The sequence below is a fragment of the Chloroflexus sp. genome, assembly GCF_056331925.1.
Window position 1 is genome coordinate 58649 of the sequence record NZ_JBWGQH010000001.1, and the last position, 17547, is coordinate 76195.

Here is a 17547-nt window from a genome sequence, read left to right on the forward strand (position 1 = left end):
ACGGTTAGTGTTCACACCCAACCCTGTTCGTATCGCTACCATACCATCCGCAGTATCTTAGCTTAACCTTTCGCACAACGTGCGAACCAATACAGTTTCTCCGCCAGACATGTTATGACCGAAACACACTCAGTGCCATGTAGAATGATACACACCAGTTGGGCGCATCAACGATCTGGCTAATCCGTAGATCGCCGGCCAAACTACACAACACATATGCATCTTCCCGACTAAGCTGATAATTGTCGGTCAACCACTCGATCATATCACGCACCGCATTGCGGGCATTCTCCATCAAATCAGGCCCAATTGCCGTCGTCACGTAATAGCCACGAGCATCGTAAGCCGGTTGAATCGGGCCAGGCGGCGTATGAAAATGATAACGCCACGGCTTGAGTGAGCGTCCCTTGATCACGTGAAAACGCAGCGAAAATTGCATCGGACACTCGATCCCGGTTACACACACTTCGCCATCACCTTGCGCTGCGTGGCAATCACCCGCCGAAAAGAGTGCTCCGGGTACAAACACCGGCAGATACAATGTTGCACCGACATTGAGGTGGCGCGTGTCGATATTGCCACCGCCTTTTCCGGTTGGCAAGACATCAAATGCACCGGGTTCATCGAGCGCAACCCCCATCGTACCGCAGAAGGGTTGGAGTGGAATATGAATATCATCGCGTAACGGCGCCGTTTGACCGTTACTGAGATCAAAGTGGCGGATATAAGGTTCTGTAAAATCTTGGGCGAGTAACCCCAAACCAGGAATGATACCCGTCCACCCCCAATCAAGCGGTTGGAGACGGAGAATCTCAACTGCAAGAATATCACCGGGCTGCGCATCCTTGACAAAGATCGGGCCGGCCAACGGGTAAAGTTGGGAAAAATCGAGATTCATCAATACGCTTGCGTCACACCCGGGTGTCACCTGATTATTTGTCACTTCCGCCGTCTCACAATGGACAACGTCACCTGACTCAATCTCGATTGCCGGTGGTAGACTATTGTCCCATTTGTGGTGAACCTTGCCCCTCTCCAACACATACTCGGCCATCACACAGCTCCTCTCACCCACACGATCTCACCCGATAACCATACACGTGATGGTTCGCTTCACCCCACTAATCGCGTGAATATCGTTCATAACCAGCCGACCGATCTGACGCGGATCAGGGGTTTGGACGGTAGCAACGATGTCATACGGGCCGGTCACAGCATCAACCGCGATCAGACCATCAATCGCGCGCAATGCAGTCAGCACCTCGCCGATCTTTCCGGACTCGGCCTCGATCAACACGTATGCTCGCGCTTCCATGATCTCCTCCTCTCCTCAAACGGCTTGAGAACACCCCTTTAGCTCGACACCACCTCATACGCGCCGTGCTAATGTACACGTTCGGTCGCGCTCACCAATTCACGGATGTAGGCCATAGCACCGGATACCCGCTCCGATGGGGCCAACCGTTCAAGCCGGTCGATCAACGCACTCCCCACAATTGCCCCGTCGGCCAACCGAGCCACCTCCGCGACATGGGATGGCTGGCTGATACCAAAACCGACCACGAGCGGCAGATCGGTTTGTTGACGTACTGTGGTGATCAGATCGGCAAGGTTAGCAGCTAACGTCTGCCGGGCGCCGGTAACACCGGTCAACGACACGATATAGAGAAAGCCACTCGCGTGAGTCACAATCTGCGTGACCCGGGTCGGCGGTGTGGTTGGCGCAATGAACATAATGAGATTAAGATGGTGGGCAGCCGCGATTGGGCGCAACTCGGCCGCCTCTTCAAGCGGCAGATCGGGAATGATCCAACCATCACCACCGGCAGCGGCTAAGTCGGCGCAAGCCCGTTCGAGGCCATAACGTAACAACGGATTGTAGTAGCCCATTAAGAGCAACGGAGCCTTGACATTCCGAGCACGTAGTTGGGCCACCGTAGTAATACAATCGGCAATCGTCACTCCGTTCTCCAACGCACGCTGCGTCGCGCGCTGGATGGTTGCACCATCGGCTAATGGATCCGAGAAAGGGATGCCCAGTTCAAACAGACTGGCTCCCACCGCTTCCAACGCCGGCACCAACTCAAGCGTGCTTTCCCGTTCGGGAAAACCAACCGTCAGGTATGGCATCAGGGCGATTCGCCCAGATGATCGTAGGCGAGCAAAGGTTTCGGTAATGCGATTCATAGAATCATACGATGTGGTAGCGAAAAACAAGTTGTGCTTATCATCATACCACAGAAGCACTATCCCGCAGAGCTGTTTCGCTCCTATTGATGCATACCATATTTTATATTGCATGTCCGTGCGTGCTATAATATGACACTACAACCTTGCTTTTAGCACGAGGAGCCTTGCTATGGCGATGGCAGATACCTTGCTGCGTCCGGTGCGTCAGGTGCAACACTGGTTGGAAGCCCATCCCCGGGTGCGAATGTGGCTACGTGTGTTTCGCCTGAGTCTGTTCCAATTTGGGATGGGGCTTTCACTAGCGCCACTCACCGGTACGCTCAACCGCGTTCTGATCAATGAGTTAGGCATCGCCGCTTTTCTGGTTGGTTCCTTGTTGGCGCTGCACTATTTTATTTCGCCAGCCCGTGCCATTTTTGGCTATCGTTCTGACATCCATCGCGCTGCCGGGCGTTGGCGTACACCGTATCTTGTGTTAGGTGCAATGCTTACCTACGGCGGTTTAGCGACCGCACCTTTCTCGCTGATTTTGCTCAGTGGTGAAGGGTTTTTACCTTTTCCCCTCGCAGTCATCGTTTGTTTTGCCATCTTTTTTGCTTACGGGTTAGGGGTCAATATTGCCGAGACGATCTATCTCGCGATTGTCAGTGACGTGACGCCACCGGAAGAGCGTGGGCGGGTGTTGAGTGTGTTGTGGGTGGCGCTAGTCTTGGGCACGATTGTCGGATCGCTGTTGATCGGCGAGCTGTTGCTTGACTACAGTCATACTCGCCTGATACAAGTCATGCAAGGCTCGGCGCTTGCCTTTGTCTTCCTCACATTTATGTCAATGCTCGATCAAGAGCGGCTGAAGCCAAACGGTGAGTTGGTCGACTTTACACCGGTGCGGGTACGCGAAACGCTCGGTGAATCGCTGCGGATGCTGGCCGCTCAACGTCCACTACGTAATCTGTTTATCGTGCTGGCCCTCGCTACAACCGGCTTCGCCGTTCATGATGTCTTGCTCGAACCGTATGGCGGGCAGGTATTGGGTATGACCGTCGCCGAAACGACCCGCTTGACCGCAGTGTGGGGCGGCGGTATGCTTACCGCCATCGTGCTGACCGGTTGGCTGCTCTGGCGTGGTCATTCGGCACTGCGCCTACTCGGTAGTTCGACGTTGTTGGGCATTCTTGGTTTCGCGACGATTAGTCTATCAACGACCCCCGATCATATCGGTCAGTTCCTGGGCGGGATTGCTCTCATCGGTATGGGACGCGGGATGTTAATCGTCGGTGGTCTTTCGCTGGTGATGGGATTGTGCGACCGCGCTCATGCTGGTCTCTTTATCGCGCTCTGGGGCATTACCCAGGCCTTAGCCCAAGGGATAGGCACGATTAGTGCTGGCTTGGCCCGCGATGTGATCGGACGTATGAGCGGGGTCGTTGCAAATGGTTATATCGCCGTCTACCTCAGCGCACTGACGCTGATCGCGGTGGCCGGCGCAATACTGTTGATCTTGAGTTGGCGCGGCCAATTACGCGCCGAACAAGTGCGCTCGCCATGGAGCAGCCTCGACCAGGTTAATGCCGACCAGATTATCTTCTAGCGCCTACGACCGGGGTGCTTCAGTGTAGCACCGCTCGTTTGCCGTGTGGTACTGACCAGTAACCAACTGCCAACGGCAACGATGCTGAACCAACCAAACCAATCGCCAGCAGCCGTGTAGAGGGGCCGTTCAGGAACGGTGAATACCTGTCCGGCTTCTGCTACGGGCTGGTTGATCATGATCGCAAACACAATGCGGCCGACCGGATCAACGGCCAACGCCATCCCGATGGTGTTCCCGACAACTATAGCAACCCGATTCTCAACCGCGCGCAAAACCGTATCAGCAGCATGCGTGCGTGGAAACCGTGGATCGCCCATGAGATCATCATCAGCCGGCATTGCCACGATCTGGGCACCCGCCCGCGCTAGCATACGTGTTACGTGTTACTGCCGGTGTGTGACGATCATAACATACGCCTAATCCGACTCTATAGCGTGCGCTGCCCACTACCGAAATAGTGTATCATCTGCTGCCAGCGTTGCACCAATTGCGCAACCGGCTTCATACTACTATCCATGGCTGCAATACGTACTGCCACCAATTATTGAGCACGCCATCGGTCTCACCAGCAACCCGCGGCAGGTGATCGAGCCACCAGAGATGATGCAAACGCATATCACCGCCACCCCACTCGGTACAGTGCATTAGTCGGGCCGGTGCATTCAGGTCGGGAAACTGATACCACGCATCGGCCCGTGACCACACCGGTCGTGGATTACCCCAATCGTAGTCACGCTCACTTGAGGGAGCAAAATGAACGTTACCACACTCATCGAGTTGGGTGAAACGTACCCACAGATTACGCTCTGGGGGATGGTGGCGATAGACGTGGGCCATAATCGACTCGACGCGATGGCCAAAATTTTCGAGCATACATCCTACATCACGTTCGACGTTAAACCCCATGACAATATAGCGGCGTTGCACATCGGGTAAACGTAAAGGCGGGGCATTACACCAAAAGGCATCGGCGCCGATCATCCGGCTTTCGTAGTAGCCGGCATAGGGAAAACCAAACAGCCAAAGCTCATCAATCTCACCACGTGCAATCTCATTAGCCAACCCGATTTGGTCGAGTAATCGCTCATAATCGGCTTCATCGGGTTGATGAAACGGGATACGCCGTTCCCAAGCCGCCAAATACATCGCACTATTGTACCGAAAACCATCAATTTTGACCGGAAAGTCGGTATAATATCGCCGCATCACAATCTGGTAATCGGCAATCCCCCCCGAACACGCACGGAGATCGGCAATATACTGCTCGGCCAACATATCGGCATCGTACCAGCCCATCACCCGGCTCAGCACTGCCCCACCTCGTTCGGGAACTGGCGGATCGTGAACGATCATCGCTACCTTCAACCGTATCGGTACACCGGGCCGATCGCCACGAACGACCGATAGACGGGTATCGGTCTGCTGACGGTTACCGCGACCAAAAAGACGGTTTAACATCGGTGATCCCCATACGCTCGTTGCTGTCCTGCATGGTAGCACAACCGATACCGGTTGGAACACAGATAGAGTGTCGCGCCATCAGATATTCGGTGCCGGGCAAGGCATGCTATGATTAAGAGCATGATACGCTTCATACTGCTTATTGTCATCACCCTGATCGGTTCCGGCTCGTGGATACAACCGGCCGTCTTTCGCGACGAACCAGCCATGGCTACCGCGGTCGTCGATCCGTTCATTACAGCGCAAACCATTGCCATGCAGCCGGATTATATTACCGATCTCACCTATCAAGACTGGGATCGCTACACGATGCAGATTCAGCTCGATCCGGCGGCATTACAACTCAGTGGCAATCTAACTGTGCGGCTTACCAATCGCACAACGGTCGATTTCGATACGATCTGGTTTCATCTCTACCCCAATCACCCCGATTTTGGCGGCAGGCTCGATGTGACGTCGGCTCGGATTGATGACATTCCCGTCCCTTCACGTACCCTCCATAACGACACACTGATCGGGTTACAGATCCCACACCCCATTGCTCCCGGCCAGAGTACTACCGTGGCCATGACCTTCACCGCCCGTACCCCGCGTAACGCCAGCCGGAAGAGTTTCGGCGCCTACAATTTTGAAGCGGGGGTATGGTCAATCGCTTCGTTTTATCCAATGCTGGCCCGCTACATCGAAGGCATCGGTTGGGACACCCGTCCAATTGTGTCACGCGGTGATTTTACGGTGAGTGCGATTGCGCTGTACGATGTCACGGTTGAAGCACCGGTAGATTGGCAATTGGTGACGAGCGGCAGCCAACTCGAACAACACATACTCGCCGACGGTCGCCAACGGGTACGCTTTGTCAGCGGACCACAGCGTGAGTTCTACCTCGCAGCCCTACAGGGGCTGGTAGCAACCAGCGCCGACGTTGACGGAACACGAGTCATTAGCTACGTCCAGGCCAACGATCCTGACGCCGGTACCCGTAGTCTGGCAATCGCAACCACAGCTTTGCGCATCTTCAACCAACGATTTGGTGCGTATCCGTATGCCGAGTTCGAGATCATCCAAGCGGCGCTGACCCAATTTTATGGAATGGAATATCCGGGTGTTGTGCTGATCGAACAGCGCCTATACCGGCGCAACGACCATTTGCTCGAAACGACCATTGCCCATGAGATCAGTCATCAATGGTGGTATGGTCTTGTAGGCAACGATGCACAAGGTGAAGCCTGGCTCGATGAGGGTTTGGCCAGTTACAGTCAAATCCTGTATTATGAGATGACCGATAATCTCACCCAAGCTCAAGCCGAACTAGACGCCTTCCGTGCCGCCTATCGGCGACTGCGCGAACGTAGCGGTGATGCCCCATTAGCGACACCGCCATCGGAGTTAGTCAACGGCCGCTACGTGCCGGTTGTCTACGCCAAAGGGGCACTCTTCTTTCACGCCCTCCGCCAACAGATCGGCGAAGCAGCATTCAATGACTTCTTGAAAGGGTACGTTGCGGCTGCTCGCTATCGCGAAATCGCCGGCCCTGATCTCCTCCGTGCTGCTGAAGAGGCCTGCGCCTGTAGCTTAGATGCAATGTTTCACAACTGGGTCATCACGGCGGAACCGGTAACGATACCGTGAGGTAGGGTCAGAATAGGGGGAAACGCGACAACATACCGACGAGGACACAATCGTAGGGACACAATACACTGTGTCCCTACGCCACAATACTAACCCTTCACCGCCTCTTTGAGCGTGCTGCTCGCGCTAAAACCGGGGGTCTTGGTAGCGGGGATGTGAATCTTCTCGCGGGTCTGCGGGTTCACACCCTCACGCGCCTGCCGTGAGCGCACCTCAAACGTACCAAAGCCGGTCAACGTTACTTTCTCACCGCGCGCCAACGCTTCAGTGATCACCTCGAGCGCAGCATCGATGATTTGCTTCGTCTCCTTCTGCGAAACCTTTGCTCGTTCGGCCACAGCCTTGATGAAGTCCGTCTTCTGCATGAACTCCTCCCTCTATACTCCACACCTTTCGTAGCTCTTCACAACGCAGTATACCGTATCTGTCAAGACCTGTACGCGTTACTGACGCGATAAACGGCCATTTAGACTTTCCAGTTACAGTTTATGGCTTTGCAATGCGCATAATTTCTTAGAACGCATTGCAAAGCCATATTAACGCAAGACGAGTAAGCTGTCAATGAACAGCGTCGCACGAACAAGCGACAAAACCAGCGGAGCGACCCCAACCGCTCGGCACATCGTCAGACCAAAAGGGGCACGGTCAACCGTGCCCTCTGATGGAATACACGCCACATCTCAGGAGATACAAACGTTGCTACGAGCTAGCCGCTACCGATCGAAGGAGCCATGCGGCCATGCGAACACCGGCCCCCCAAAGCATGGCGCATCAATCTTCGCTCCGCTCTTGAATCACATAGAGCAACTCGAGCAAGACATTCTTTACACTCTCGCGATCGGTCGCCGTACAGGGCAACACCTTGATATGCGGCGGCTGACGCAGAGCCAACCGCAACTCTTCCGGCGACCATGCATTCGGACGATCCTGCTTATTGGCAGCAATCACGTATGGCGTATCGCGATACGACACGAAGAAATCGATGATCCGGTTCGTCTCACGGAACGTCTCCGGGCGCGTGCTATCGACGAGGATCACCAGACCCAGCATACCTTCAGCAAGGATCTCCCACATAAAGTCGAATCGCTTTTGTCCCGGCGTCCCAAAGAGATGGAGCACGAGATCATCAGAGATCGCGATGCGCCCGAAATCCATCGCGACAGTTGTTTCCTTCTTGATCAGCCGAGTATCGTCGGTCGCCCGGCGCTCCGTCGAGACGACCTCGATCTCAGAGATCGTCTTGATAAACTCGGTCTTGCCGGCGTTCACGGCACCGCTGATCACCATCTTTACCGTCTGCACACAGCCCTCCGCTCCGATGCTCCGGCCCCAGCTACATGCTGCGGATCCGATTGATGATCCGGTTAACGAGGCTCTTCTTCAAACGCGGCTGTTCAACCGGCGGCATACCGGTTGCCAAAACACGCTGACGTTTCACCAACTCCAGCATACCGGCGGTCAAGAAACCGTAGACCGCACGGCACACATCAAAATCACTCAACCCGGTCTTTTGGGCAATTTCGGCCAACGTATCACGGCCATTAATACGGGCAAACACCTTCCACTCATCCGGGGCGAGGCGCATACCCTTGAGCTTTTCACCCGGTGGGGCCAAAAAGCGCGGCACCAGATCGGTCGAAGGAATTCGGTCACGGATCCGTTCCCATTCATCGATCCGGCGCACTCCTTCCATAATGAGATGATCGATCGAGATCGGCACCGGCACTAACGGCGCATCAGGCGCCGGACGCTGATTATGCTCGAAGAGAAAATCCCCTTCTGGCCACGCAAACAAACCGTAGACCGATTGCTCGGTATGGTTCATCAACGCCTGTTGTAACCGCTCGGCACTTGTCATTCCAGCCTCAATGACAACCTGGCTGAGCGTGGCACCATTCCCGTACGCGGCCAACGCCCGACAAGCCTGTGCCACCTGATCGGCATTCAGCACCCCCAACCGCACCAACAACTCCGGTTTCTCGTCCTCTGGACGCCGAGCAGCCAGTAGCAATTTTCCCTTATCAAAGTAGAGGCGTGCCGTTTGATCCTGGTATGACAGATGCAGGGCGCCCGTTTTATACCCGCGATCAACGAGTGAAAGAAAATCTGATAAGCTAAAATCGCGGATGTTCCCTACTAGCGCCATACGTTCCTCCGCAATCGCGGGTCATGCGTGACGGACGATTGTTACAACGATTGTTACATGGTTGGCTGCGTATCGGCCAAACCAGAAACAACATCAACCGTGACCGCCGGTTGAGCGCCCACAACCTGATCGGCGGCAAGCACGGGCTCCAACGCAGCGATGGCCGTTGCAATCATATCATCATCTGGCTCACGAGTTGTCAGGTATTGGGCAGCCAACGTTGGCGTCAACAACCAACGCACCCATGGCAAATGATAATAGTTTGCGGCGAGTTGTTGAACTTCAAAAGCTACTGCTGCCACCAATGGAATCAACACGATCCGAGCGACAATCCGCTGCCATACCGGCAAAACGGCCACCGATAAGAAGATAAGAAACCCGATCAGCGCCACCGCCAGCAAAAAGCTAGTTCCACAGCGCGGATGGATACGACTACACTGCCGCACTGACTCAACCGTTAGCGGCAAACCGGCTTCATACGCATTGATAACTTTATGTTCAGCGCCATGATAACCGAACACCCGGCCAATATCGGGAATACGGCTAATCGCAGCAATATAGGCAATAACGAGGGCCAGATTAATCAGCGCCTCGATCACTTCACGCAGCAACACCGGCGCGCCCAGTTGGCCGATAGCGTTGGCAACCAACGACGGCAGAACGACAAATACACCGATTGCGATGACCATCGTCACAGCAAAGATCAGCGTCTGCATCCATGGCGACAACCGATCTTCTTCCTCAGCAGCAACGACCGTAGCCGAGAAATCCAACGCTTTACGCCCAATCGTCAATGCTTCGGCCAAAGCGGCAAATCCGCGCAACAATGGCCACCGTTGCCAGCGAGCGTGACGTGCTGGTATTGGCAGATCGAGCCGAGCAAAGCTGCCATCAGGCCGACGCACGACAACCGTTGCCTGCCGACGACCGCGCATCATCACTCCTTCGAGTACTGCTTGCCCACCGTATTTAAACTGCGCCTTGCTCATCTTCGTTCTACCATTCGCCGAACGACCTGCTATGCACAGGCTCGTACTAGTTTCTATCTTACCATACCGGTAGGCACGGTAATGTATCGAATAGGGGGATTATGAGGCCGGTTCTTCGGGCTTTCCGCGCCGGGCCAATGTTACTGCGGCTGCGCGTACACCGGTGACCAGGCTTGAAATACGGATAATTGGTGAGACGACCCGTTCGGCGACATAGGTCGTTGCCGTCGTCGCCGTTTGCGCCGATTCGCGCACATTATTGGCAATCGCGCGCGTCGTATCTAAAGCCTCATTCGCTTTCGATAGCGCCTCATCAAGCTTGGGAATCACGTTATTGCGCGCTAACCGGTTGATCTGTTCCACTGCGTACAGGATGGCAATGAGAATCGCAATCGACAAAACAGCACTAATCAATTGCAACGCCGCGAGAATCACGATGAATACATCGCGCCATGCTGCACGAAACCCTTCACCGAGGAAGATGGCAGCAATAATGAACCCGAATAATACTGCGGTTAGCAGACCGATACCAATCCCAATCCAACGTAACACGGGGCCACCTCCATACCGGGCCGCACATGATGCGGCTGAGAGGGCACTCTAATGCGCCAAATTATATCATAGGCGTAAGCGTGAAACAACTATTAATACTACCCACGCCAACAGTGAGGCTTCCAGCATTGGCACACCTGCCGGCGTCGGTAGGTTCAGTGGAAACCGCCAACTGAGGACAGTAGCAATGAGGCAACCGGCTGCTGCGGCCACCCAAAAGATCGGTAATTGCCGCCACGTTCGCCCTAGCAGAGCATGGGCCAACGTGGCATGGGTCGTTGTCAATAACAGCAAGAGGAGAGCTGCCGGCGAAAGTACACTCATCCTACCTCCGGGCGGGCAATCCAACCACCACCCAACAACCGCGCCCCGTCGTAAAAGACGGCAGCTTGGCCGGGGCTAACGGCACGCTGCGGTCGTTCGAGTTCGACCAGCCAGCGTCCATCCGGCTGTGCAGAAACACGGGCAGGCAGCGGTTCGGCATGGGCACGCACCTGTACCTGACAGTGAAACGTCTCTGCCGGTGGTGCATCATCTACCCACTTGGCATCGGTCACGATGAATCGCTCGCGGTTGAGTGCCTCGACCGGCCCGACGATTAGCGCGTTGCGGGCCGGATCAATCGCGACCACGTAGCGCGGCTCGCCTCCACCTAACCCCAAACCGCGCCGCTGGCCGACGGTGTAGAGTGGGAGACCACGATGACGCCCGATCTCGCGTCCTTCGAGATCGACGATTGGGCCGGGGATTAAGCTCTCTGGGGCTTCGATCCGCAACAAGTTACGATAGTCGCCATCAGGCACAAAACAGATGTCTTGACTCTCTTCACGATTGGCACTAGGTAAGCAGCGCGCTGCGGCCATTTCCCGCACTTGTTGCTTTGTATATTCACCAATAGGGAAGAGTAAACGTGCGAGATCGGCCTGCCCCAGCATGTGCAGCATATACGACTGATCTTTCTCGGTATCGACTGCCCGCCAAAGCTGATACCGGCCACGATCGTCGCGCACAATGCGCGCATAGTGACCGGTAGCCACTGCATCAAAGCCCAACACCCGTGCCCGGTCGAGCAGGGCACGGAATTTAATCATACGGTTACACTCGACGCACGGATTGGGCGTCAGACCGTGGGTATATGCACGGATAAAATACTCGATAACGTGACGACGAAACTCGCGCTGATAGTTAAACACGTAAAAAGGGATGCCAAGCAGGGCACACACCCGTCGCGCGCTCGTGGCCGCCTCGGCCGCACAGCACAGGCTCTCGCGCAATCCCTGCTCATCATCATCCCACAAATGCATGGTTACGCCGGTTACCTGATGACCGGCTTCCTGTAATAAAGCGGCTGCCAGTGAACTATCAACGCCACCACTCATTGCAACCAGAACGTTTGCCATAATGGTATTATACTCGGTAACGGTCTCTTTCTCAGTTCAAGTTTGACGTATGCGCCAACCAACTTCACTCAAAGCTGACGTCGTAATCGAACGCCATTTTCACGACCGACTTGGGATTAGTTTTCTCACAGCGGGAACGAATGGGCCAGCCATCGTCTTTCTCCACGGCTGGGGTGCCTTCAAAGAATTGTGGTGGAGCGCCTTGCGCGATCTTGGCCGTGATTACCGCTGTTTTGCCCTTGATATGCCCGGTCACGGTGAAAGCCGGATCGGGCGAGCCGACCGGATCGAAGCTATCGCCGCACTTGTCGCCGAGTTTTGCCACGATCACGGTCTCTCCCAGATTATTCTCGTCGGTCATTCTATGGGCGGAAGCGTAGCGGTCGAAGTAACCCTGCGCTATCCCGAATTGGTTGCCCGGCTGGCCCTCATCGACGCGGCAGTTGATGCTTACCGCATGCCGGCTTATACCCGCACCTATCTTTTGCCCAATGTGGGTTGGGCCGTCTTCCGCTTGACCCAAACTATCGGGCGCACGTTTCGTCCGCTTGGCCAGCGCATCCCACACGAGCATGGTGGTGGCTGGATACGCCCATGGCTGCGGCGGGCATCATACCTTGCCACCTTCGATCCAGAAGGATTGTACCGCATTTTGCGTTCACTCTTTGCAACTCGCGCCGACGATAGGCTACGACAGATTCAGGTGCCAACTCTCGTGATGACCGGCCAGCTCGATAGTCTCGCCCCACCTACCCACGCCCGTCGGCTGGCGGCATGTATTCCCGGCGCGCAGTACGTGATGATCCCGGCCAGTCTGCATAACCCTATGGACGAACGTCCGCGCGCCTTTACCCGTGCGTTACGACGGTTTCTAGATCACACTTCTATAGAATAGAACAGATTCGTCGCACTGCAACGTCTCACCACGTACCAACCGGCGTGTATAGTGGGGAGTGGCGATCCGGCAGCACTACCCCAGAGATAAGGTTATGAACCTCGAACCGTACCGCAAAGAGATCCACCTAACCGGCACTGCACCGGTTCGGCTAAGCGTGGTTGATGTCGGACCATTGCAAGGAACCGGCAAAGCGACGATTGTCTGTATTCACGGCTGCGCCGGGAACCTTGAGCAGTGGGCACCGCAAATCGCACATTTTGCCCCCCACTACCGCGTAATCGCTCCTGACCTGCGCGGCCACGGCCGCTCTGAGGTGGTCAATTCGGCCTATTCGCTGGAAGAGTTTCTCTGGGACCTCACGCAAATACTGACCCGCTTGCAAGTTACCGAGCCATTCATCTTGATGGCACATTCGTTTGGCGGGCCGATTGCGATCACGTTTGCCGCCAGTCAACCACAGCGGGTGAGCCGCCTCATCCTGATTGCCACCGGGCCGGAGATGCATTTGCACCCCTTGCACGAGCGGATTGTGAAGCTGCCGATCTCTCTCGCGATGCTCGAACGGCTACGCCCCATCTTGATGCCCAAGACCTACGCGCCGGTCAAGGTTATTCAGAAAATACTGGCCGGTACCCTCTTTCGCTGGAACGGACGAGCCATATTGCCACACGTATCAACCCCAACCCTGATTATTGCCGGCCAGTGGGATTTTATTGCGCCGGTGGCACAGGCCCGTGAGAGTCAACAGCTTATGCCCAATGCCCGGCTCGAAATTGTGCGTTACACTCGCCATTTGCCCCATCTGGAACGACCTGATGCGGTTAATCGTCTGATCGACCGGTTTCTGGAAGGGCCAAGAGTCTGGCGTGAGTAACCGCATCGATTGGGGATCATGGTATCCCGCCATATTGACGTGACGGGTGATACGGCTGATAATCAGAATACACAACCTGTTCCACAATCTAATACATCAGACGGCACACTGTTGTGAAACCGTAGAGGAACTATCGCATGACCCTTGAACTCTTGGCGACTCGCCCGTGGTTGCGTCACTACGACCCCGGTGTACCGCACACCCTCAAGCTGACCCCCGAACCATTACCGGCATTATTGCAACGCGCCGCAGAACGGTTTGCCGAAACGACCGCTATTGCCTTTTATGGCCGGAACCTACGTTATGCACATCTTTGGGAAGAAGCCCAGCGCTTCGCCCGCGGCCTGTTGGCAATCGGCTTCCAACCCGGTGAGCGGGCCGTGATCTTGTTACCGAACATCCCACAGGCGGTCATTGCCTATTATGGTGTTTTACTGGCGGGCGGCATTGTGGTGCTGGCCAACCCCATCTTCGACGCCGAAGGATTCGCGCATGAAGTGCGCGACTCCGAAGCAACGACCGTGATCGCGTTGAGCATGTTTTACCGACTGGTCGAGCAGGTCCGTGCCGAACTCCCCTTCCCCCGCCTCATCTACACCAACCTCAAAGAGTATCTGCCGTCGAGCCAACGCATCATCTTCACCTTACTCCGGCAAGAACGCGAAGGCCACCGTGTACCCGCTGAACAAGCAGCGCACGCTCATTGGTTTCAGCATGTGTTGGCTGCCAACACCAACGATGATCTGCCAACAGTACGCGCCGATGATCCGGCGGTTATTCTCTACACCAGCGGCACCACCGGCAAGGCCAAAGGTGTCTTGCACCGCCACGCCAGCCTCTACGCCAACACCTACCAAACACGAGCATGGTACGCCGATGCCGACGAGGGAAACGAGCGGGTCTTGTGCGCAATTCCCTTCTCGCACGCCTACGGCATGACCGCCTGCATGAATGTTGGCATTGTCCTCGGCGCGACCCTGATCTTGCTCCCGACCTTCGAGACGCACAATGTCCTCCACGCCATCCGCCGTGAACGTCCCACCTTCTTTCCCGGTGTGCCACCGATGTACGCGGCGTTGAACGAAGTACGCGACGTGCGCAAATACGGTCTATCGTCGCTGAAAAGTTGTCTAAGTGGTGCTGCACCACTGCCCATTGAGGTGCAAGAAGGGTTCGAGCGCATCACCCGTAGTCGGCTGGTCGAGGGCTATGGCTTGAGCGAAGCCGGACCGGTGACGCACGCGAACCCGTTGCGTGGGCAGCGGCGGGTGGGTAGCATCGGGCTGCCGCTCCCCGACACCGAAGCCCGCATTGTCGATATGCACAGTGGCGACGACGTACCGGCCGGTGCCATTGGCGAGCTACTGGTGCGCGGCCCACAACTCATGGCCGGATATTGGCGTAACCCACAGGCCACTGCCGATGCCATCACACCCGATGGTTGGCTGCGTACCGGCGATGTGGCTCGCATGTTGCCTGATGGCTATTTCCAGATCATCGAGCGCAAGAAAGAGATGATTATCGCCGGCGACTACAACATCTACCCACGCGATCTCGAAGAGGCCCTGTACGAACACCCAACCGTTATTGACGCAGCGGTGGTCGGTGTCCCGCTCCCCGACGGCCGGACAGAGGTGCGGGCGTTTGTCGTCACGCGGCCCGGTGAGCAGGTGAGTGAAGAAGAGGTCTTTGCGTTCTTGCGCAGTCGGCTGAATCTGCCGGTGATGCCGGAGAAAATCGAGTTTCGCGAAGCACTGCCGCGTAGTTTCATCGGTAAACTGCTGCGCTGGCGCTTGGTGGAAGAGTTGTTGCAGCATGAGAAGTAGGGCAGAGCACAAAGAGGTTGCTGTGAAAGGGATATGACCAGAATCAACGTGCGCGATATTGCTTGCTGTGCAGCGGTTACTAGATAGATAAAGCAGCCGAGCTGCTCAATCACTATTTGCAGCAACACGACCGTCAGGGTTACGTAGCTTATGGTCATTCTGCGAGTTGCCGGAAACGGAAAACGAAGCGCATAGGCGAGCATACCGTTCAAGCCTATCAAGAGAACGCACAAGTCTACCTTAGCCTGCGACACGCCCTCTGTTCAATCGCCTCGTCGTCTCAGGCGATGGTCTTGACACGGCCCAACCTCTGATCACGGCGCAATCGTTGCCAAAACTGACCGCACTGCGGATGGGCCGAATTAGGAGGAATGAACTGTAAGGCCGCACAGCGACAAGCAAGCCCGTCGTCGGTTGACAAATCGCTTACCATCAACGATAATTTTCAACTGAAAGGAGACGTTTGGTCATGATCAACCAACGTTTACGCCAGCTCCGACTGGCACGTGGAATGACGCTCGACGATCTGGCACAGGCAACCAACCGTATCGTCACTCGGCAAGCCATCTCGAAATACGAACACGGTCAGGCGCAACCATCACCTATCGTCTTACAACGACTCGCCCAAGCCCTTGGTGTACGACCGACCGATCTCCTCGACAGTACTAACCCCCAGATCGAGTTGATTGCCTACCGCAAACGGGCCACCCTGAGCAAACGCTATCACGATCACATTACAGCACTGGCGACCGAACAGTTGCGCGCACGACTGCGGCTCCAGCGCCTCATTGGTGAACCGATTCGGTTGGATGTTCCCATCTATGGCTACCCAATCGATCAAATCGAAGCTGCCGAAGCTGCTGCTGATGATCTGCGGATGCGGTGGGATTTGGGCAAAACGCCACTGGCCAATCTCACCGACATCTTGGAAGATCACGGCTTGCATGTCATCGCCCTCGATGCAGACAACGGCTTCGACGGCGTTGCGGCCATCGCCCGCGATGAACGCGGTGAGTCATTGGCCGCTGCGGTGATCGGTCGGCGCAGCCTCGATGGGGCACGCTGGCGAATGAACCTAGCCCACGAGTTAGGTCACTTAGTCTTGCAGCCAACAAGTCAACTTGATGAGGAAAAAGCGGCATTTCGCTTTGCATCAGCATTTCTCGCTCCGGCAACAACGCTCCGTGCTCATGTAGGAGAACATCGCCATCACCTTCATCTCGGTGAACTCCTGTTGCTCAAGCGCCATTTCGGCATGAGTATCCAAGCACTGCTTTACCGGATGCAGACGTTGGGTATTATCAATCAGCGCCTCTACCGGTCGTGGATGGTCAAGATCGGTGAGCAGGGTTGGCGCACCAACGAGCCAGAACCCTTGCCGATGGAAGAGCCGCTCTGGTTGCGTCGAATGGTGCTGCGAGCAGTAGCCGAGGAATTGCTCGATCCGGTAGAGGCGCAAACTCTGCTCGGCGAGGAAATCGATCTCTTGACCGAATCGAGCCGGCAAGACAGTCTGTGTCACCGTTTGCTCCGTCAACCGCTGGCCGAGCGCCATGCGGTTCTCGCTGCCCAAGCGGCGCAAATGGTCGATCTCTATCAAACGTCTCCCAATGTAGCCAACGAGGTCGAAACACGTGAGCATTCCCGGTAAGTACCAGCGTGGCGAGATTTGGCAGGCCGATCTCGGTACCGATGGCTCGCTGCCGGTCTTAATTCTGAGCACTGATGCGTTAGGCAACCTGCCGATCCGTTTAGTCGTACCGTTGCAGCCTTGGGATGATCGCTTCACCCACAGTATTTGGATCCACCGGCTGGATGGAGGGTGGCCACAGCAACTCGGCACACCACACGCGGCCGATTTGCTCCTCCTCCGCAGTATTGCAACAAGCCAGCTACAACGAAAAATTGGGCGTGTATCGGCAACGACCATGGACGAGATTGTGGCCGCTTTGGCGATCATCGTGGATTATAATCCGTCAACACTATCATAG

The 17547-nt window shown here is 55.7% G+C and carries 19 protein-coding genes; 7 read left to right on the forward strand and 12 right to left on the reverse strand.

The features are described from left to right. Positions 1 to 112: 112 nt before the first annotated feature. From AC01ZF_RS00250 to trpA, 3 genes are all read right to left on the reverse strand, one after another. Positions 113 to 1054, reverse strand: a complete 942-nt coding sequence (locus AC01ZF_RS00250) for an acetamidase/formamidase family protein (protein ID WP_015941528.1) — start codon at positions 1052 to 1054, stop codon at positions 113 to 115. Positions 1055 to 1081: 27 nt separating this feature from the next. Next, complete coding sequence (locus AC01ZF_RS00255) at positions 1082 to 1315, reverse strand: Lrp/AsnC family transcriptional regulator (RefSeq protein WP_015941527.1); 234 nt, start codon at positions 1313 to 1315, stop codon at positions 1082 to 1084. 68 nt (positions 1316 to 1383) lie between these two features. Beyond that, positions 1384 to 2187 (reverse strand): tryptophan synthase subunit alpha, encoded by an 804-nt coding sequence (trpA, locus tag AC01ZF_RS00260; protein ID WP_424674830.1) that lies wholly within the window; start codon positions 2185 to 2187, stop codon positions 1384 to 1386. A gap of 172 nt (positions 2188 to 2359) precedes the next feature. Between trpA and AC01ZF_RS00265 the strand changes: the two genes are divergently transcribed. Then, positions 2360 to 3778 (forward strand): BCD family MFS transporter, encoded by a 1419-nt coding sequence (locus AC01ZF_RS00265; RefSeq protein WP_424674831.1) that lies wholly within the window; start codon positions 2360 to 2362, stop codon positions 3776 to 3778. On the opposite strand, the gene AC01ZF_RS00270 is transcribed toward AC01ZF_RS00265, so the two are convergent. Next, positions 3775 to 4152 carry a carbon-nitrogen hydrolase family protein gene (locus AC01ZF_RS00270; RefSeq protein WP_428113759.1) on the reverse strand — a complete coding sequence of 126 codons (378 nt, stop codon included), beginning with the start codon at positions 4150 to 4152 and terminating at the stop codon, positions 3775 to 3777. The genes AC01ZF_RS00265 and AC01ZF_RS00270 overlap by 4 nt on opposite strands. A gap of 130 nt (positions 4153 to 4282) precedes the next feature. Beyond that, on the reverse strand, positions 4283 to 5239 hold the full coding sequence (locus AC01ZF_RS00275) for a hypothetical protein (protein WP_424674833.1): 957 nt from the start codon (positions 5237 to 5239) through the stop codon (positions 4283 to 4285). Positions 5240 to 5362: 123 nt separating this feature from the next. Here AC01ZF_RS00275 and AC01ZF_RS00280 point away from each other — a divergent pair, with 123 nt between their 5' ends. Further along, a complete protein-coding gene (locus AC01ZF_RS00280) occupies positions 5363 to 6871 on the forward strand; it encodes a M1 family metallopeptidase (protein WP_424674834.1) in 1509 nt (502 codons plus the stop codon). Between the two features lie 89 nt (positions 6872 to 6960). Here AC01ZF_RS00280 and AC01ZF_RS00285 read toward each other — a convergent pair whose 3' ends face one another. From AC01ZF_RS00285 to mnmA, 7 genes are all read right to left on the reverse strand, one after another. Beyond that, a complete protein-coding gene (locus AC01ZF_RS00285) occupies positions 6961 to 7236 on the reverse strand; it encodes an HU family DNA-binding protein (RefSeq protein WP_287905153.1) in 276 nt (91 codons plus the stop codon). 406 nt (positions 7237 to 7642) lie between these two features. Then, positions 7643 to 8173 carry a GTP-binding protein gene (locus tag AC01ZF_RS00290; protein ID WP_012256561.1) on the reverse strand — a complete coding sequence of 177 codons (531 nt, stop codon included), beginning with the start codon at positions 8171 to 8173 and terminating at the stop codon, positions 7643 to 7645. 31 nt (positions 8174 to 8204) lie between these two features. Beyond that, entirely contained in the window at positions 8205 to 9017 is an 813-nt protein-coding gene (locus AC01ZF_RS00295; RefSeq protein ID WP_428113763.1) for a DUF4388 domain-containing protein, read from the reverse strand. A gap of 53 nt (positions 9018 to 9070) precedes the next feature. Then, on the reverse strand, positions 9071 to 10006 hold the full coding sequence (locus AC01ZF_RS00300) for a DUF1385 domain-containing protein (RefSeq protein WP_424674836.1): 936 nt from the start codon (positions 10004 to 10006) through the stop codon (positions 9071 to 9073). Between the two features lie 99 nt (positions 10007 to 10105). Next, positions 10106 to 10558: a hypothetical protein gene (locus tag AC01ZF_RS00305; RefSeq protein ID WP_424674837.1), complete on the reverse strand. Its 453-nt coding sequence runs from the start codon at positions 10556 to 10558 to the stop codon at positions 10106 to 10108. Positions 10559 to 10624: 66 nt separating this feature from the next. Then, a complete protein-coding gene (locus AC01ZF_RS00310; protein ID WP_424674838.1) occupies positions 10625 to 10882 on the reverse strand; it encodes a hypothetical protein in 258 nt (85 codons plus the stop codon). After that, positions 10879 to 11958: a tRNA 2-thiouridine(34) synthase MnmA gene (gene mnmA, locus AC01ZF_RS00315; RefSeq protein ID WP_424674839.1), complete on the reverse strand. Its 1080-nt coding sequence runs from the start codon at positions 11956 to 11958 to the stop codon at positions 10879 to 10881. The genes AC01ZF_RS00310 and mnmA overlap by 4 nt, the downstream gene beginning before the upstream one ends. 49 nt (positions 11959 to 12007) lie before the next feature. Between mnmA and AC01ZF_RS00320 the strand changes: the two genes are divergently transcribed. The 5 genes from AC01ZF_RS00320 (at position 12008) to AC01ZF_RS00340 (ending at position 17547) form a co-directional block, all read left to right on the forward strand. Further along, positions 12008 to 12853, forward strand: coding sequence for an alpha/beta fold hydrolase (locus tag AC01ZF_RS00320; RefSeq protein ID WP_424674840.1), 846 nt, complete (start codon positions 12008 to 12010; stop codon positions 12851 to 12853). 94 nt (positions 12854 to 12947) lie between these two features. Next, positions 12948 to 13730, forward strand: a complete 783-nt coding sequence (locus AC01ZF_RS00325; protein WP_424674841.1) for an alpha/beta fold hydrolase — start codon at positions 12948 to 12950, stop codon at positions 13728 to 13730. Between the two features lie 137 nt (positions 13731 to 13867). Continuing rightward, entirely contained in the window at positions 13868 to 15556 is a 1689-nt protein-coding gene (locus AC01ZF_RS00330) for a long-chain-fatty-acid--CoA ligase (RefSeq protein WP_476575009.1), read from the forward strand. Between the two features lie 469 nt (positions 15557 to 16025). Next, positions 16026 to 17207 (forward strand): helix-turn-helix domain-containing protein, encoded by a 1182-nt coding sequence (locus AC01ZF_RS00335; RefSeq protein ID WP_424675013.1) that lies wholly within the window; start codon positions 16026 to 16028, stop codon positions 17205 to 17207. Continuing rightward, positions 17191 to 17547 (forward strand): type II toxin-antitoxin system PemK/MazF family toxin, encoded by a 357-nt coding sequence (locus AC01ZF_RS00340; protein WP_424675012.1) that lies wholly within the window; start codon positions 17191 to 17193, stop codon positions 17545 to 17547. The genes AC01ZF_RS00335 and AC01ZF_RS00340 overlap by 17 nt, the downstream gene beginning before the upstream one ends.

Coding starts and splice junctions, on each gene's coding strand:
- AC01ZF_RS00250 (WP_015941528.1), bottom strand. CDS start 1,054: ATGGCCGAGTATGTGTTGGAGAGGGGCAAGGTTCACCACAAATGGGAC.
- AC01ZF_RS00255 (WP_015941527.1), bottom strand. CDS start 1,315: ATGGAAGCGCGAGCATACGTGTTGATCGAGGCCGAGTCCGGAAAGATC.
- trpA (WP_424674830.1), bottom strand. CDS start 2,187: ATGAATCGCATTACCGAAACCTTTGCTCGCCTACGATCATCTGGGCGA.
- AC01ZF_RS00265 (WP_424674831.1), top strand. CDS start 2,360: ATGGCGATGGCAGATACCTTGCTGCGTCCGGTGCGTCAGGTGCAACAC.
- AC01ZF_RS00270 (WP_428113759.1), bottom strand. CDS start 4,152: ATGCTAGCGCGGGCGGGTGCCCAGATCGTGGCAATGCCGGCTGATGAT.
- AC01ZF_RS00275 (WP_424674833.1), bottom strand. CDS start 5,239: ATGTTAAACCGTCTTTTTGGTCGCGGTAACCGTCAGCAGACCGATACC.
- AC01ZF_RS00280 (WP_424674834.1), top strand. CDS start 5,363: ATGATACGCTTCATACTGCTTATTGTCATCACCCTGATCGGTTCCGGC.
- AC01ZF_RS00285 (WP_287905153.1), bottom strand. CDS start 7,236: ATGCAGAAGACGGACTTCATCAAGGCTGTGGCCGAACGAGCAAAGGTT.
- AC01ZF_RS00295 (WP_428113763.1), bottom strand. CDS start 9,017: ATGGCGCTAGTAGGGAACATCCGCGATTTTAGCTTATCAGATTTTCTT.
- AC01ZF_RS00300 (WP_424674836.1), bottom strand. CDS start 10,006: ATGAGCAAGGCGCAGTTTAAATACGGTGGGCAAGCAGTACTCGAAGGA.
- AC01ZF_RS00310 (WP_424674838.1), bottom strand. CDS start 10,882: ATGAGTGTACTTTCGCCGGCAGCTCTCCTCTTGCTGTTATTGACAACG.
- mnmA (WP_424674839.1), bottom strand. CDS start 11,958: ATGGCAAACGTTCTGGTTGCAATGAGTGGTGGCGTTGATAGTTCACTG.
- AC01ZF_RS00320 (WP_424674840.1), top strand. CDS start 12,008: ATGCGCCAACCAACTTCACTCAAAGCTGACGTCGTAATCGAACGCCAT.
- AC01ZF_RS00325 (WP_424674841.1), top strand. CDS start 12,948: ATGAACCTCGAACCGTACCGCAAAGAGATCCACCTAACCGGCACTGCA.
- AC01ZF_RS00330 (WP_476575009.1), top strand. CDS start 13,868: ATGACCCTTGAACTCTTGGCGACTCGCCCGTGGTTGCGTCACTACGAC.
- AC01ZF_RS00335 (WP_424675013.1), top strand. CDS start 16,026: ATGATCAACCAACGTTTACGCCAGCTCCGACTGGCACGTGGAATGACG.